The sequence below is a fragment of the Micromonospora sp. C31 genome (assembly GCF_018070575.1).
In the GTDB taxonomy this organism is placed as follows: Bacteria; Actinomycetota; Actinomycetes; order Mycobacteriales; family Micromonosporaceae; genus Micromonospora.
In genome coordinates, this window is the sequence record NZ_JAGPXN010000010.1 from 243209 (window position 1) to 258412 (window position 15204).

11 protein-coding genes and 1 pseudogene are annotated in these 15204 nt (G+C 73.6%); 11 read left to right on the forward strand and 1 reads right to left on the reverse strand.

Going from position 1 to position 15204, the window contains the following annotated elements:
* Positions 1-533: 533 nt before the first annotated feature.
* The 6 genes and pseudogenes from KBX06_RS16210 (at position 534) to KBX06_RS16235 (ending at position 4781) form a co-directional block, all read left to right on the forward strand.
* Entirely contained in the window at positions 534-1292 is a 759-nt protein-coding gene (locus KBX06_RS16210) for a MerR family transcriptional regulator (RefSeq protein ID WP_210835592.1), read from the forward strand.
* A gap of 26 nt (positions 1293-1318) precedes the next feature.
* Positions 1319-1603, forward strand: a complete 285-nt coding sequence (locus KBX06_RS16215) for an antibiotic biosynthesis monooxygenase family protein (RefSeq protein WP_210835594.1) — start codon at positions 1319-1321, stop codon at positions 1601-1603.
* A gap of 189 nt (positions 1604-1792) precedes the next feature.
* Positions 1793-2336, forward strand: a pseudogene (locus KBX06_RS16220) (penicillin acylase family protein); the annotation flags it as partial.
* A 210-nt stretch (positions 2337-2546) separates the two neighbouring features.
* The gene (locus KBX06_RS16225; protein ID WP_210835596.1) at positions 2547-3698 is read left to right on the forward strand and encodes a hypothetical protein; all 1152 of its coding nucleotides are present in this window, start codon (positions 2547-2549) and stop codon (positions 3696-3698) included.
* A gap of 70 nt (positions 3699-3768) precedes the next feature.
* Positions 3769-4200 (forward strand): membrane protein insertion efficiency factor YidD, encoded by a 432-nt coding sequence (yidD, locus tag KBX06_RS16230; RefSeq protein WP_307854649.1) that lies wholly within the window; start codon positions 3769-3771, stop codon positions 4198-4200.
* A 92-nt stretch (positions 4201-4292) separates the two neighbouring features.
* Positions 4293-4781, forward strand: coding sequence for a hypothetical protein (locus tag KBX06_RS16235; protein ID WP_210835597.1), 489 nt, complete (start codon positions 4293-4295; stop codon positions 4779-4781).
* A 4-nt stretch (positions 4782-4785) separates the two neighbouring features.
* On the opposite strand, the gene KBX06_RS16240 is transcribed toward KBX06_RS16235, so the two are convergent.
* Complete coding sequence (locus KBX06_RS16240; RefSeq protein ID WP_210835600.1) at positions 4786-5229, reverse strand: MarR family winged helix-turn-helix transcriptional regulator; 444 nt, start codon at positions 5227-5229, stop codon at positions 4786-4788.
* A gap of 79 nt (positions 5230-5308) precedes the next feature.
* Here KBX06_RS16240 and KBX06_RS16245 point away from each other — a divergent pair, with 79 nt between their 5' ends.
* The 5 genes from KBX06_RS16245 to KBX06_RS16265 all read left to right on the forward strand — a co-directional run bounded on the left by KBX06_RS16245 (position 5309) and on the right by KBX06_RS16265 (position 15070).
* Positions 5309-6568 (forward strand): multidrug effflux MFS transporter, encoded by a 1260-nt coding sequence (locus KBX06_RS16245; RefSeq protein ID WP_210835602.1) that lies wholly within the window; start codon positions 5309-5311, stop codon positions 6566-6568.
* A 9-nt stretch (positions 6569-6577) separates the two neighbouring features.
* The gene (locus KBX06_RS16250; RefSeq protein WP_210835604.1) at positions 6578-7753 is read left to right on the forward strand and encodes an aminoglycoside phosphotransferase family protein; all 1176 of its coding nucleotides are present in this window, start codon (positions 6578-6580) and stop codon (positions 7751-7753) included.
* A gap of 448 nt (positions 7754-8201) precedes the next feature.
* Positions 8202-13775, forward strand: a complete 5574-nt coding sequence (locus KBX06_RS16255) for an AAA domain-containing protein (RefSeq protein WP_210835606.1) — start codon at positions 8202-8204, stop codon at positions 13773-13775.
* Positions 13776-13822: 47 nt separating this feature from the next.
* Entirely contained in the window at positions 13823-14173 is a 351-nt protein-coding gene (locus KBX06_RS16260) for a helix-turn-helix domain-containing protein (protein WP_210835608.1), read from the forward strand.
* A gap of 480 nt (positions 14174-14653) precedes the next feature.
* Positions 14654-15070, forward strand: a complete 417-nt coding sequence (locus KBX06_RS16265; protein ID WP_210835610.1) for a hypothetical protein — start codon at positions 14654-14656, stop codon at positions 15068-15070.
* The last annotated feature ends 134 nt before the right edge of the window (positions 15071-15204 follow it).

Here is a 15204-nt window from a genome sequence, read left to right on the forward strand (position 1 = left end):
GGATGCCTGCCTCCCGGCCGCCACCAGGGCTCGGGTCGGCTCCCGCCGCCGGCCCGGCGCCACGCCGAGGCAGACACCGGGCCGACCGCCGGCCCGGTGCCACCAGCGCTACCAGCGCCACTGGCGGACCAGGTCTTCAGTCGCTCAGAGTGAGTTCCGCTCGCCGTCGAGGCGGACCCGTCGCCGCGCTTTGCTCTGCAGCCACCGACGCACCAGGCACGCTGGGTGAACTCACCGAACTGCCGCCAAAGTAGATAGCCGCAGGTGAAGGCGCATGGTGCGGTGATGGGTGCAGAGCAAAGGGGCGACAGGCCGCCTTTGCTCCTCCGCGCCTCGTGACGTTGAGTGAGGGAGCGGGCGCTGTTACTTAGCGTGACGGTGGGGTCTGGCGTGAGCCGCGAGTAGGGTGCTGCGGTCGACGGCCCGAGCGCGCCCCCGATAGCGGCGTCCGCGCCTCGCCCGGAATTTCAGAATCGGGCTTGACCCTGACGTAACGGCAGGCGGGAGCCTCGTTGTCGGAAGGGAGGGAAATCATGGCCTACACGGTGGGACAGGTGGCGAAGGCGGCCGGCGTGACCGTGCGGACGCTGCACCACTACGACGAGATCGCCCTGCTCTCGCCCAGCGGGCGCAGCGGCACGGGCTACCGGCGCTACGACGACGCCGACCTGGAGCGGTTGCAGCACATCCGCTACTACCGGGAGCTGGGATTCCCGCTGGAGGAGATCGCCGCGATCCTCGACGACCCGGCGAGTGACCCGGCGGCGCACCTGCGTCGCCAGCACGAGCTGCTGTCCGTACGGATCAGGAAGCTCCAGGAGATGGTCACGGCGATCGAGTTCGCGATGGAGGCGAGCAAGTTGAACATTCCACTCACCCCGCAGGAGCGGTTCGAGGTCTTCGGCGACTTCGACCCGGACGCGCACGCCGAGGAGGCCGAGCGTCGCTGGGGCGGCAGCGAGGCGTACCGGGAGTCGAACCGGCGCGTGTCGGGCTACACGAAGGACGACTGGCTGCGCAACAAGGCCGAGAACGAGGACTGGGGGCGGCGGTTCGCCGAGGTGATGTCCTCCGGGGCGCCGGCGGACGGGCCTGCGGCGATGGACCTGGCCGAGGAGCACCGGCAACTGATCAGCCGCTGGTTCTACGAGTGCCCGTACGAGATCCACACCGGGCTGGCCGACATGTACGTAGCGGACGAGCGGTTCACCGCGTACTTCGAGAAGATCAGGCCGGGGATGGCCGCGTACCTGGGCGATGCCATCCACGCCAACGCGATCACCCGCGCCTGAGGCGCGGCCGTACCCGGAGGTCAGCAGTGCTCATCGTCGCCGGCAGTCTCTACGTCGACCCGGACCAGCGGGACGCCTATCTCGCCGACTGCGTGCGGGTCGTCCGCCAGGCGCGGTCCGCCCCGGGCTGCGTCGACTTCGCGATCGGCGCGGACCTGGTCGAGCCGGGACGGATCAACGTCTACGAGCGCTGGGAGTCCGCGGAACAGCTGCTCGACTTCCGGGGCTCCGGCCCCTCGGAGGAGCAGGCGGTGGCGATCCGCGGCGCGGAGGTGCACCGGTACCTGATCTCCGGCGTCGAGGCGCCCTGACCGGTGCCGCCCTGACCGGTGCCGCCCTGACCGGGGCCGCCCTGACCGGGGCCGCCCTGACCGGGGCCGCCCTGACCGGGGCCGCCCTGACCGGGGCCGTCCGGACGCGTGCGCGTCCGGGCGGCTCGTCGGGGGAACGACCGGTTTCCCGGTCGGGTCTTCCTCGACACGCCCGCGCCCGGCGAGAATGTCGACCTGGACAGCCGGGGCGCGCACCTGTTCACCGAGTTCGCTCTGTCGGGCGGCATCCGGTTCGCCGACGCGTTCGACGCCGCCGACCCGGTGCGCACCCCGAGCCGGCTGGACACCGCCGACCCGCGCGTGCGCATGCCTCGCCGACGCGGTCCGCAGGCTCGCCGGCATCCCGCTCGCCGCGCGCCTCGGCGACATCCAGACCGAGCCGCGCGGCGGCCGGCGCATCCCGATCCACGGCGGACGCGCCGAGGCCGGCGTCTTCAACATGATCATCGGTCCGCTGGCGCCCGGTGTCGGCTACCCGAAGGTGGTGCACGGCTCGTCCTTCGTGATGGCCGTGGAGCTGGGCCGCGACGGCCCGTCGGGGCGGCAGATCCTCACCTACTCCCAGTCGGCCAACCCGAACTCGCCCTGGTACGCCGACCAGACCAGGCTCTACTCCGGCAAGGGCTGGGACACCGTCAAGTACACGGAGGCGCAGATCAAGGCCGATCCGAACCTGCGCACCTACCGGGTGGGGGAGGGCCGCCGCCTCTGACCCGCCCGTTCACCCACCGACCCGCCTGCACGTGCCCGCGTGCCATCGACACGCCCGACGGACGCGAATCGGTCGGGCGAAATCCTCCTATCGTCCGATTTCGTCCGTCGTTCGGGCAATTTGCCCCGTTGCGGCGTGTCCCCGCCGGGCGTCGTCGCAGTTGACACCTGTGACACCCCGGTTGGTGGCCTGCGCGGCGAAGGAGTCGGCGTGGCAAGGACTGATTCGACGGGTTCCACGTGGCGGTACCGGTGGGTGCACCGGCAGAACGAACGGCGGCGGCGGGAGTACCGCAGCGCCGACAAGGCATGGCGACGCCGCGACGACGAGCTGCGCCGCCTGCGTACCCTCGCCGAGCAGTTCCGGGGCTCGGCCGCGGCGGGCGCCGGCCTGCCCCTGGAGCTCGCGCCCGGCGAGGTGGTCTTCTGGGTGCTGCCGGCCGCGCGGCTGGCGGAGGTCCGACACAACACCGTGCTGCCCGCGCCCGACCTGACGGTCGCTCCGGCGGCCGGTTCGCTGCGGGCCCGCCGGCCCGACGGGATCCGGGTCGCCGACGCCGGCATGGCGGTGATCACCAACCGCCGGCTGGTGCTGCTCGGCGGTCGCGGCCGGCGCGACTGGCCGTACGGGAGGATGACCGGCCTGGCCCACGATCCGCACGCGCCGGTCACCCTGATGCAGGTGCTGGACCGGCGGCGCACCTCCGGGGTGATGCTCCCCGCCGACGTCGCCGCGGACTTCCGGTTCAAGCTGACCCTGGCCTTCGCCGACGCCATCGAGCAGCGCGGCGCGGTGCTCGACCAGCTCGACGAGGCGATCGCCGAGCACGCCCAGCTCAAGCCGTTCCGGCCGCTGATCGCCACCCCGGCGCAGGCCCGGCACTTCGCGTCCGTGCCCGGCGGCCGGCGCACCGTGGCCGTCGCCGCCGGCATCGCCCTGCTGGTGCCGGCCGCCCTGCTGGACACCGATCCCGCCGACCCGGCCGGCGCCGAGGTCGCCGTCGCCGCGACCCCCGCGCCCGCCTCCGTCGCCCCACCGGTCGCCCTCCCGGCGGCGCAGGCGAAGGCGCCGCCCGCCGCGTCGCAGCCGCGCCGCGGCACCCCCGCGCCCACGCCCACGCCGACGCCCGCCCGTGAGCGGCTCTGCGGCGCCCCCACCAACCCGATGGGGTACGACTTCTGCGGCGGCGACCGCATCCGCAGGCCGGCCGTCGAGGTCTGCGACTGGTTCGACTGCGTGCCCGGGTTCTGGGCCGGTCGGGGCCACCTCGTGCAGTGCGGCGACGGCTCGGTCAGCCTCACCGGCGGGCGGCCCGACGCCTGCGCCGACCACGACGGCGTGCGCCGCACCGTCTGGCGCTGACGGCCGGGCGCCGGGTGCCCCGGCAGGGGGGCGCGGTCGCGGGGTGGCGCGGCCGTCGCATGATGTTTCCGTGATCAACCTGAGGGGCGACCGGCGTCGCAAGAAGAAGAGCCGCTTCGACGGCTGCGACGGCTGCGATGCCTGCGACGTGCCCTGCTGCGACCTGGGCCTCTTCTCCACCCTGCTCACCCTCGGCGCGCTTGCCGCCCGGCTCGTGGCGCCCGGCCGGTCCTCGGCACCGTCGACCGACGCCACCGGGCGCACCACTGTCGACGGGCGGGCGCCGCTGGTGGACCGGGCCGGGCGGGCCGCGATCCGGGGCTACCGGCGCTGGCTGTCGCACCGCTGGCCCGGGCAGTGCCGCTTCACCCCGACGTGCAGCGCGTACGGGCTGGCCGCCGTCGAGCGCCACGGGCTGGCCGTCGGCGGGCGGCTGGCCGCCGACCGGCTGCGCCGCTGCCGGCCCGACGTGCCGCGCGGCACCCACGACCCGGTGCGCTGACCGGGCGGTCACGACCGGCCTTGCCGACCTTCGGGGAGCCTGAGCTGCGTGGATGCCCCATCCGGGCCCTCGGGATCGGTCATGATGGCAGCATGGAGATCCGTTCCGACGACGGCGCCCGGGTGCGGATCCGGCCCGTGGGCTACCAGCCCGGGGTCTCCCCGCCGGACGACCCGGACGAGGCGACGTACTGGGACGACTGGCTGCTCGTCGAGACCGACGCCCGCACCGCCGACGGGCAGGCCTGGTCACACCTGGAACCCTGCCTGACGGTCACCGAGGCGTACGCGCTGGCGGGCTGGCTGCGGCAGCAGGCCGAGACGACCTGCGACCCGGCGGAGCCCTCGGCGGTGGCCCGGTTCACCGAACCGAACCTGGCCTTCCGCGCCCGGGTGCTGCGGCGTCGCCGGCTGGCGCTGACCGTGGAGTTCGCGTACGAGTCCCTGCCGCCGTGGATGCGGCGGCAGCCGCCCGGCGCGGTCTACCCGTTGACGCTCACCGTCTCCGCCGACGCCCTCTCCGTGGCCGCCGAGCAGTGGGCGCGGGAGGCCGACGCGTACCCCCGCCGCGCCACCTGCTGACTGCTCAGCTGCGTCCCGTCATCCGGTCGGCGAGGCGGCGCAGGGCGGGGGCGGCGGCGAGCAGCGTCTCGCGGTCCGGGCCGTCCAGCTCGGCCAGGGCGGCGCCGAGCAGGTCGCGCCGGTGCCGCCCGTACGCGGCGATCCGCTCCCGCGCCGCGTCGGTCAGCGCCAGCCGGATCGTGCGCCGGTCGGCCGGGTCCCGCTCCCGGTGCAGCAGCCCGGCGGCGGTCAGCTCGCCGACGAGGGTGCTGATCGTGTTCGGGGCGGTGCCGAGTCGCTCGGCGGCCTCGCGGACGCCGATGCCCGGGTGCCGCTGCACCAGCCGCAGCACCTCCACCTGGGCGTCCGGCAGGGCGGTGCGCCCGACCCGCTGGGTGGCCGCCCGGCGCAGCACCCGGTGCAGGTCGCCGAGCGCGCCGCCGAGCTGGTCGACCGTCTCGTCCGTCACAGTCAGGCCTTTCGTCGGCGCAATAGCTCTGTAGTCAGAGCTATCGTAGCCGGGCCGAGCCGTCAGCGAGGGGACCGCCATGCCGCACGCCACCGCACCGCCCGTACGACCGGAAGAACGCGTCGCCGCGCCCACCGGGCGGCCCGCCGTCGTCCTGCTGGCGCTGCTCGGCACGCTCACCGCGTTCGGGCCGCTCTCCCTGGACACCTACCTGCCGGCGTTCCCCGAGATGACCCGCGACCTGTCCGCCAGCCAGGCGCGCATCCAGCTCTCGCTGACCACCTGCCTGATCGGCATGGCCCTCGGCCAACTCGTCACCGGCCCGCTCAGCGACCGCTTCGGGCGGCGCCGACCGGTGCTGGTGGGCGTCGCCGCGTACACCCTGCTGTCGCTGGTCTGCGCGGCCGTGCCGACGGCCGAGACGCTGGCCGCGGCGCGGCTCGCGCAGGGCTTCGCCGGCGGCATGGGCGTCGTCGTCGCCCGCGCGATCGTCCGCGACCTCTACGCCGGCCGCGCGGCCGCCAGGTACTTCTCCCGCCTCATCCTGGTCTTCGGCATCGCCCCGATGGTCGCGCCCGCCTTCGGCAGCCTCGTGCTGCGCTTCGGCGACTGGCGTACCGTCTTCGTCGCCCTCGCCGTGATCGGCGCGCTGCTCGCCGCCGCCGTCGCGTGGCGGCTGCCGGAGACGCTGCCCCCGGCCCGCCGCAGCACCGGCGGCCTCGCCGCCACGGCCGCCGCCGGCCGCTCGCTCTGCACCGACCGGATCTTCCTGGGGTACGCGCTGGCGCAGGGCCTCGTCTTCGCCGCGCTGTTCGGCTACATCTCCGGGTCGTCCTTCGTCTTCCAGGACGTCTTCGGCACCTCGGCCGGCGCGTTCAGCCTCATCTTCGGCGTCAACGCGCTCGCCCTGGTCGCCGTCGGCCAGCTCAACGCCCACCTGCTGGACCGCTTCGAGCCCCGCACACTGCTGGTGCGGGCGCTGGGCCTGGGGCTGCTGGCCGCCGCCGTCCTGCTCGCCGGGGCGCTCCTCGGCAACCTGCCGCTGGTGGCGGTGGCGCTCTTCGTCTTCGTCGGCTCGCTCGGCATGGTGATGCCGAACGGCACCGCGCTCGCCCTGGACCGGCACCCCGCCCACGCCGGGACGGCCGCCGCGCTGCTCGGCACCATCCAGTCGCTGGTGGCAGCGATGGCCGCGCCGCTGGTCGGGCTGGGCGGCGAGGGCAGCGCCGTCCCGATGGCCGTGGTGGTGGCGGGGGCGGCGGTCGCCTCCCTCGCGGTCGTCGGCACCCTCGCCCGCACCGTTGATAACCCCTCGCTCAGGCCCGGCGGCCGGCGGTAGCGTGCCGGCGTGTCCCGCACCGTGACCCTCGTCCTGGTCGATGCCGCCGGCGCCCCGCTGGGCGCCCTGCCGCCGTTCGACGTGCCGTCGCCCTGGTGGCAGGAGGTCGCCCCGGTCGTGGCCGAGGCCCGCCGGCGGTACGGCGTCGAGGTGGCCGTGCTCCGCCTGCTGACCGGCGACGCGCCGCAGCCGATGGGCGGTGCGGTCACGTACCTCGGGCAGGTCGACGGGCCGCCCGCCACGCCGCTCGTCCCGGCGGAGCTCGACCTGCCGGCGGACCCGCTGCGCGCCCCCTACGCCGAGCCCGGCGGCCCGGCGCGCAGCCTCGCCTGGGCGACGACGGAGCTGCGGCGGCTCGGCCGCCCGGCGGAGACCGTCGCCCAGCAGCGCACCTGGAACCTGTCGGCCGTCTGGCGGCTCGACGGGCCGGGCGGAACGGCCTGGCTGAAGCAGGTGCCGGTGTTCTTCCGGCACGAGGCGGCGGTGCTGCGCTGGCTCGGTGCGGCCGCGCCGGGGAAGACGTCGACGCTGCTCGCCGACGACGGCGACGGCCGGATGCTGATCGAGCACGTGCCCGGCGAGGACCGCTACGCCGCGCCCGTCGAGGAGCGGCTGGCGATGGCCGCCGGCTTCCACCCGGTGCAGGTGCGGTCCGTCCCGGACCTGGCGGAACTGGTCGCGGCGGGCGTACCCGACCTGCGCGCCGACGCCCTGCCGGCCTGGATCCGTGACCGGCTGGCCGGCCACGACACGTCCTCCGTGGAGCCGCTGCTGGCGGGGCTGGCGGCGCGGCTCGACCAGGTACGCGGATGCGGGCTGCCGGAGACCCTCGTGCACGGCGACCTGCACCCCGGCAACGTACGCGCCGACGCCGGGCGGCACGTCGTGATCGACTGGGGTGACGCGTTCGTGGGACACCCGGCGTTCGACGCGCTGCGGCTGGCCGAGGGGCTGCCGGCCGACGACGCCGCGCCGGTGCTCGCCGAGTGGTGCGCGCGGTGGCGGGCCGACGTGCCGGGGTGCGAGCCGGAACGGGCCGTGGAGCTGCTGCGGCCGGTCGCGGCGCTGCGGATGGCGGCGGTGTACGCGATGTTCCTCGACGGGATCGAGGCGAGCGAACGGATCTACCACGCGACCGACGTCGACACCTACCTCGAGCAGGCGCTCACGTCCGTTGCCCGCTGACGCCTCCTCCGGTGGGTGCGAGGAAGCCCGCATGGTCGGCAGCATTGTCGCGTCTCTGACACTGCTGCCCCTGCCGACGTGCGTCCCGGAGCCGTCCAGGCGGACACCACGCAGTGCCAGCCATCCTGCCGTCAACGGGGCGTTGCTCTGCTGAACAGGGCGAACGTCGGTTCGCCGGAAACTGGTTGTCGCTGGGCAGTATCGACTCCGCAGGTAATTGACGGCGGGAACAGGTGAGCCGACGCCGGCCGATCGGTGGAACATCGGGGGTCCCGCTGGTAGGACTCTTGCGGGTAGGGTCCGGGGACCGCCAGTGGGGAGGTGGGAGCCGTGCGTCAGCGCGGAGGGGACCGACTGCTCGTGCGACGAGCCCGCCGGCCGATCTCCTGACGACAGGTCGGTTCGGCCTCGCCGTGGCAGGTCCATCCACCAGAACCAAAGGTGCCGCATGCTCTCCCGCTCCACGTCCACGACGGAATCGCCCGCACTGATCCGGGACCGGGCCACCTCCCTGGTCGAGTACCTGATGGCCGTGCGGGCGCAGCTGGAGAAGCCGGCCCGGACGGTTCCCCCGGCCGACGCCTTCTGGCAGCACGACCTTCCCGCGCACGCCGACTGCGAGGTGGGCGTCTCCACCGACGGTGCCAGCTGGCTGCGCGTCGGCCTGCCGGCGGCCACGACACCGATCCGGACGCCCGCCGAGTTCGCGCCGTACCTGGCCGGTGTGCCGTCGTACGAGGCCGAGCCCCGGCTCATGGCCGACGAGGAGACGGTCGAGAAGCTCCAGGAACGGTTCGCGCAGTGGCGGGAGCGGGAGTGGCGACCCTGGGCCGACCAGACCCGGCGTACGGAGGCGACGCGGCAACTGCACCGCAGCCTGTTCGACCTCAAACACCGCGTCGACATGGCCGCCGCCACCCACGAGCTGGTGTGGGGCCACGGCGTCATCCGCACCGACGTCGCCGGGCACCGGGTGCAGTACCCGCTGGTGGTGACCCCGGTCGCCATCGAGTTCGACGCCGACCGGTCGATGGTCACAGTGGTTCCGCAGGGCGCGCCCCGGCTCCAGACCGACCCGCTGACCGGCCTCGACGAGCGCTACCTCGGTCAACTGCTCGCGCTGGCCGGCTCTGGCGGTCAGCTCGACCTCGACGTCTGGCACGACCTCGACCGCGTCGAGTTCTTCGAGCGGGCGCTGCGCCGCCTCGGCCACGACCCCGTCGTACGGGACGGCGGCGCGGCGGCCCCGGCCGGCCCGCACGTCCACGACACGGGTGTGCTCTTCGTCCGGCCCCGGCAGCGGATGCTGCGCCGCTTCCTGGAGGAACTGCGCGCCCGGCTGCTCGCCGGCGACACCGCGAGCATCGGCGCGCTGGCCGCCATCCTGGCGCACGAGCCGAGCCGGCTGGAGATGCCGCAGGACCAGCCGGCGCGGTGGGCGCCGCTGGGGGAGCGGCTGCTCATGCCGCTGCCGACCAACGAGGCGCAGGAGTCCATCGCCCGCCGGCTCGCGCAGCACCGCAACGTCGCCGTGCAGGGCCCGCCCGGCACCGGGAAGACCCACACCATCCGCAACCTCATCTGCCACCTGATGGCGCACGGCAAGCGGGTGCTCGTGGTGGCGCAGAAGGAGGACCCGCTGCGGGTCCTGCGCGACGGACTGCCGAAGGAGATCCAGTCGCTCTGCCTGGCGGTGCTGGGCCGCTCCACCGACCAGCTCGTGCAGCTCCAACTGGCCGCCCGCGAACTCTCCGACCGTGGGGCGACCCTCGACAAGCGGGGCGAGCAGCAGCGCGTCGACCGGCTGCGACGCCAGCTCGAGGAGGCCGAGCGGGACCTCGGCCAGGCCCTCGCCGGCCTGCGCACGATGGCCGAGAACGAGTCCGCGCACCACGAGATCGACGGCATCCGGCTGTCGCCGAGCGACGTCGGGAACTGGCTGCGGGAACGGGCCGACCGCTACGGCGACATCCCCGACACCCTGGCGCCGGACGCAGCCGCGCCGCTGGGCGTGGAGGAGTTCACCGAGCTGCTCGACATCGCCCGGCGTACCGTCCGGCAGGACCGCACCCAGGCGCTGCGGGACCTGCCCACGGCGGCCGAGCTGCCCACGGAGGCCGCCGTCCTCGCCGGGCGACGCGAACTCGCCGCCGCCCGCGAGGAACTCGACCGGCTCGCCGCCGCCGGGGTCGTCCTGCCGGAGGTACGGGCGTTCGGCCGGCAGGCGCTCGACGAGCTCGTCGGGCAGCTGCGTCAGGCGCTGACCCTGCTCGCCGGCCGCGAGGGCGCGTGGACCGACCGGCTGGCCACCCTGCTCCAGGCCGACCCGAACTGGCAGGCCAGGTGGCAGGACCACGTGGCGGCCTGCCAGCGTGTGCTCACCGACCTGACCGCGGCGGCCCGGACCCTCGCCGGCCACCAGGTGAGCGTCCCGGAGGCGCAGCTCGCCGAGCCGCGCCGCCTGCTGGCCCAGCTCGGTGAGCTGCGGCAGCGGTTCGCGACCGGCAAGGGCGTCAGCCGGCTCTTCCAGGGCACCCTCGCCCGGCTCGCCGCCGAATGCCGCATCGACGGCGAGCCCCTGCGCACCACCGAGGACGTCGACGTCGTCGTCGCGTACGTCACCCGGCAGCGGCTGCGCCAGGAGCTGAACACCCGGTGGGCCGACTGGCGGCAACTGCTCGACCTCCCCGCCGACCTCGGTGACCAGCCGGACCTGTGGGCCGGGCGGCTGCTCACCGACGCCGCCGTCGCGCTCGACTGGGACCGCAGCCGCTGGCCCACCCTGCACGCCATCGTCCGCCGCCTGGTCCCCCGGGCCGAGCAGGCGGTCGACGTACGCCGGCTGACCGCCCTCATCGACCTGGTCTCCCGGTGCGCGACCGTGTCCGACCACGACCGGCTCGTCGCCGACGAGCGGGCCCTCGGCACGGTGCTCGAGGAGGGCATGTCCCGCACGGACGCCAGCGAGCTGTGGCGGCTGCTCGACCAGGCCCGCCAGCGCGCCGACCTCGAAGGCTGGGACGGCATCCTCGCGGAGGTGCGCCGGCTCGCCGCGCTGCGCCCCGACGCGCGACGCTTCGCGCAGCTCACCGGGCGGCTGCGGCCTGCGGCGCCCGGCTGGACCGCCCAGATCGAGGACGGCAGCGCCGCCGCGATCGGCGGCACCGGGGCCGACTGCCCGCACCGTTGGCAGTGGCGCCGCGCGCAGACCTGGTTCGACGCCGTCGTCGGCAGCGTCGACCCCGTGGCGCTGGGCCGCCGGATCGAGCAGACACGGGAGCGGATCCGCCGGCTCACCCAGGAACTCGTCGTCGCCTCCTCCTGGCTGGAGGTCTCCAAGGCGCTCGACGACCGACGCCGCGCCGCGCTCGCCGACTGGACCACCGCCCTGCGCAAGATCGGCAAGGGTACGGGCAAGAACGCCGCCCAGTGGCAGGCGCACGCCCAGCGGGCGATGAACTCCGCCGTCGACGCCGTGCCCGTCTGGGTCATGTCCGTCGACCGGGCCATCGAGCAGTTCGCCGGCGGCGCCCACTTCGACGTCGTGATCGTCGACGAGGCCTCGCAGGCGGACATGTTCTCCCTGCCGATCCTCAGCCTCGCCGAACGGGCCGTCGTCGTCGGCGACGACCAGCAGATCGGCCCGCAGCTGTCGTTCGTCGGCACGGTTACCGGCCTGATCAACTCGCACCTGGGCGACGTGCCCTCCGCCGAGCACTTCGACCCGGAGAGCAGCCTCTACGACCACGCCGTACGCCGCTCGCCGGAGCGGATCCTGCTGACCGAGCACTTCCGCTCCGTACCGGCGATCATCGGCTTCTCCAGCCAGACGTACTACGGCGGCGAGATCGAGCCGCTGCGCACCGACCGGCCCGCCGGCATCGGCGACCCCGTCGTCGCCGTACACGTGCCCGAGGGCATCCGCCAGGACCTCCCCGGCTACGGCAACGTCAACGTCGCCGAGGCCGAGGCGCTCGTCGAGCGGGTCGCCGCGATCGTCGCCGACCCCGCGTACGACGGGCGAACCATCGGCGTGGTGAGCCTGCTGAGCACCAGCGGGCAGGCCATCTACCTGCTCACCCGCCTGCGCGAGGTGGTGGGCGAGGAGGAGATGGAACGGCGCCGGCTGCGCGTCGGCGACTCGTACACCTTCCAGGGCGACGAACGCGACATCGTGCTCGTCTCCACGGTCGTCTCCCCGCACAACGGCATCGTCTCCGCCTTCACCAAGCGCGACCACCACCGGCGGGTCAACGTCGCCGCCTCCCGCGCCCGCGACCAGCTCTGGGTCTTCCACTCCGTGCAGCCGGCCGACCTGCGCGAGGACGACGCCCGGGGGCTGCTGCTCACCTACTGCCAGAACGTCACCGCCGCCGACGAGGCCTACGACGACCTGGAGAAGCGCTGCGACAGCGACTTCGAACGCGCGGTGCTGCGCCGCGTCCTGGGCCGGGGACACCGGCCGCTGCCGCAGTTCCGCATCGGCGGCTACCGCATCGACTTCGTGCTCCCCGCACCGGACGGGCGGCGGCTCGCCATCGAGTGCGACGGCGACGCCTACCACGGGCCGGACCAGTGGGAGAGCGACATGCGCCGGCAGGCGGTGCTGGAGCGCGTCGGCAACTGCGTCTTCGTGCGGATCCGGGGCAGCGTGTTCAGCCGGGACCCGGAGGCGGCGCTGGAGCCGCTGTGGCAGCGCATCGCCGAGCTGGGCATCGAGGTGTCGTCCCCGACGGCCGCACCGGTCATCGACGCGGAGGTCGTCGAGGCGGCGCCGGTCCGCACGCAGGCAGCCCGCGCGACGTCTTCCGCCGCGCCGGCCCCGGCGCCCGCCGAGCCGGTCGATGACGTTCCGCCGCTGGCGGAGACGACCGGCAACGATGGTTCCGTCGGCACCGAACCGCCGTCGGTGGTGACCGAGCCCGTCGAGGCCGAGCCTGTCGGGGTCGAGCCTGTCGGGGGCGAGCCCGTTCGTCCGGCGCCGACGGCCCGCGCCGAATCGGGGGGCAGCGGCGACAGACGGCCGCGCGTGCCGGCAGCACCCCCGGTGCGGCCCACGCCGGCCGCGGCCGCACCACCGGCCGGCGAGTCGGCGGGGACCTCGGACGACGGCACGGTGCCCGTGCCCAACGGCTACCGGAACGTGGCCTGGCTGCGGCCGTACGAGGCGGTGGCCGCCCTGGACAGCCACCAGCACTGCCGCGACGTGCCGGTGCGGCACGAGGGCAAGGTGCTCGGGTGGGCCCGCTACTACGACAGTGCGTCCGCCGAGGCGCGCAAGTACCGGGCGAACGTCCGCGTCGAGCGGGCACACCCGAACGGTGCGCGACTGGTCTGCTGGGTGCGCCCACACGAGGCGAAGGCAGTGGTCGCCGCGGCGTCGATGAGGCGCGACATGCCGATCGAGGACAGCCACGGGCGGCACGCGGGCCTCGTCCAGTACTTCCCGGCCGCCAGCCCCGCAGCCGTACGCTTCCGCAGCGTCACCCGACTCCTGCGGCTGTCGGGCGGCGAGAGCCGCGACGGCCGCCAGGCCACGCCGCCGGTCCGGCCCGCGCCCGAGCCGCGCGGTCCGGTCGAGTCGCGGCCCGCACCGGCGGGGGAGGGCACGCCCGTCCGGCGGGAGCTGGAGGAGACGCTGCACCGGGCGATGGCGCGGGCGTACGACCAGCAGGACGAGCCGGCGGACGAGCCCGTCGAGGTCTCGGCCGACCGGCGGGCGCTCGAAGCCGCGTTCCACGACGCGATGGTGCGCACGTACGAGCGGGCGCGCAACGAGGCGAACTACCACGCCAGCCTGCTGCTGCGGATGGTGACCGAGAAGGGCGGCCTCGCCACGGCGCGGCAGCTCCTGCAGCACCCGGTGGTTTCCGACGGGTTCACGGCGCTGTGGGAGCGGGGGCGGGTGGATTTGACCGCCGAGGCGGTGGTGATCCGGCCACGCTTCCGGTCGCTGTTCACCGACGAGGAACTCGCCATCGCCAGCAACCGGGTGGTGGACGCCTCCGCCCACGCGTCCTGACATCACGTTAACGCAGGTCGGGGACTCCACGGCATAGCATTGACGCTATGACGAAGAGTGATCGCGTCGACTGGAACGACCTGCGTGACCGCCGAATGGCGGAGCCCGGAGCCACCGAGGGGTACGAGGCGACGCGCATCGCCTTCGAACTTGGGCAGGAGGTGCGACTCCTGAGAGAACACAAGAGATGGAGCCAGAGCCAGTTGGCGAGGGTTGCGGGAATGACCCAGTCCGCCGTGGCCCGGTTCGAGGCTGGCGGCAACGTGCCGACCCTGCCGGTCCTAGAGCGTCTCGCACGGGCGCTCAACAGAAAGCTGGACGTCAGGTTCGCTCCGGTCCGACCAGCAACCACTGCTCGTCGGACAGGTCATTCGGTTACGCCGCTCGCTCGCCCATGATCGACCCAACGCGATGGGACCTCACCGGTTACGACCATCGCTCGCATTCACGCAATGAGCCAGGCCCACAATGGGCAAGGGCTATCGAACCACCCTCTCACGCCTACAGTTCGATGAAGGGCATGAGCATGCTCGTGATGTCAGCCCAACCCGGGCTAAGCGCGCGTTCTTGGAGGCTGTAGGCGCCCATGTGGAGGCCTTCGCGAGTTGGCGCGCGGATGCGTGAGATCCACCTTCGCGGCTAGTCTCTGCCGCCAGAGACAGGAGCCCTGGTGAGCGCCTTGAGCGTTCCTGGTCGGGGCTTCCTCGTGCTTGCTGCGCCCTCCTAGCGGCTGCGCCCTGCGATCCTGACCCAGCAGCTTGATTCCCTGCGGCCGGTCTGCTCAAGATCGACAGTCGACGCCACGGGTAGCGAAGCTAGCCAATGTCTGCCAGTGTATTCGAGTTGACTACGGGGCGTTCACTCACAGGAGGTATGAGTTGTCCAAACTCAAGATGCTGCCCGTCGCGCTCGCCATGCTGGTCGGACTGATCACTCCCATCGTCGCCGCTGCGCCGGCGCAAGCCAGTGGGAGCTGTTCGGGCACCAACGTCGGCACGCTGACGCACAGGAATTGGTCGGGGGAGTTGGTCGCCTACACGGGCCTCTACAGGACATCCAGCCAGTTCTGCGCGGTCACGGTCAAGCAGGGCCGTTGGTACGGCACCCGGACCCGGATGTACCTGACCCTTATCTCCAACCGCACGTACGACGACAGGGGCGAGTTCCTATACCAGGCTGGTGCGGTCTGGGTGCCGCGAGGCACCTGCTACTACGTCAACGTCGGGATCTGGGACGGTCAGGGCAACAAGCAGGTCGATGACCAGAGCGCGCAACCGGTGCTGGGCACCTGCTAGTGGTGTGAGAGGGTGGTTCGGGAGGCTTTGTCTGATGTGGGTTTGACGGTTCGTTAGCGGCCCTGGTGGGGGCTACGCGGACGTCGCCGGCGGGGCGAGGGTGAACAGTCCGGCCTCGGGTTCGGTGAGGATCT

Excerpts from the sequence above, each read along its gene's own strand:
- KBX06_RS16260 (WP_210835608.1), top strand. The coding sequence starts at position 13,823 with ATGACGAAGAGTGATCGCGTCGACTGGAACGACCTGCGTGACCGCCGA.
- KBX06_RS16255 (WP_210835606.1), top strand. The coding sequence starts at position 8,202 with ATGCTCTCCCGCTCCACGTCCACGACGGAATCGCCCGCACTGATCCGG.
- KBX06_RS16235 (WP_210835597.1), top strand. The coding sequence starts at position 4,293 with ATGGAGATCCGTTCCGACGACGGCGCCCGGGTGCGGATCCGGCCCGTG.
- KBX06_RS16245 (WP_210835602.1), top strand. The coding sequence starts at position 5,309 with ATGCCGCACGCCACCGCACCGCCCGTACGACCGGAAGAACGCGTCGCC.
- KBX06_RS16210 (WP_210835592.1), top strand. The coding sequence starts at position 534 with ATGGCCTACACGGTGGGACAGGTGGCGAAGGCGGCCGGCGTGACCGTG.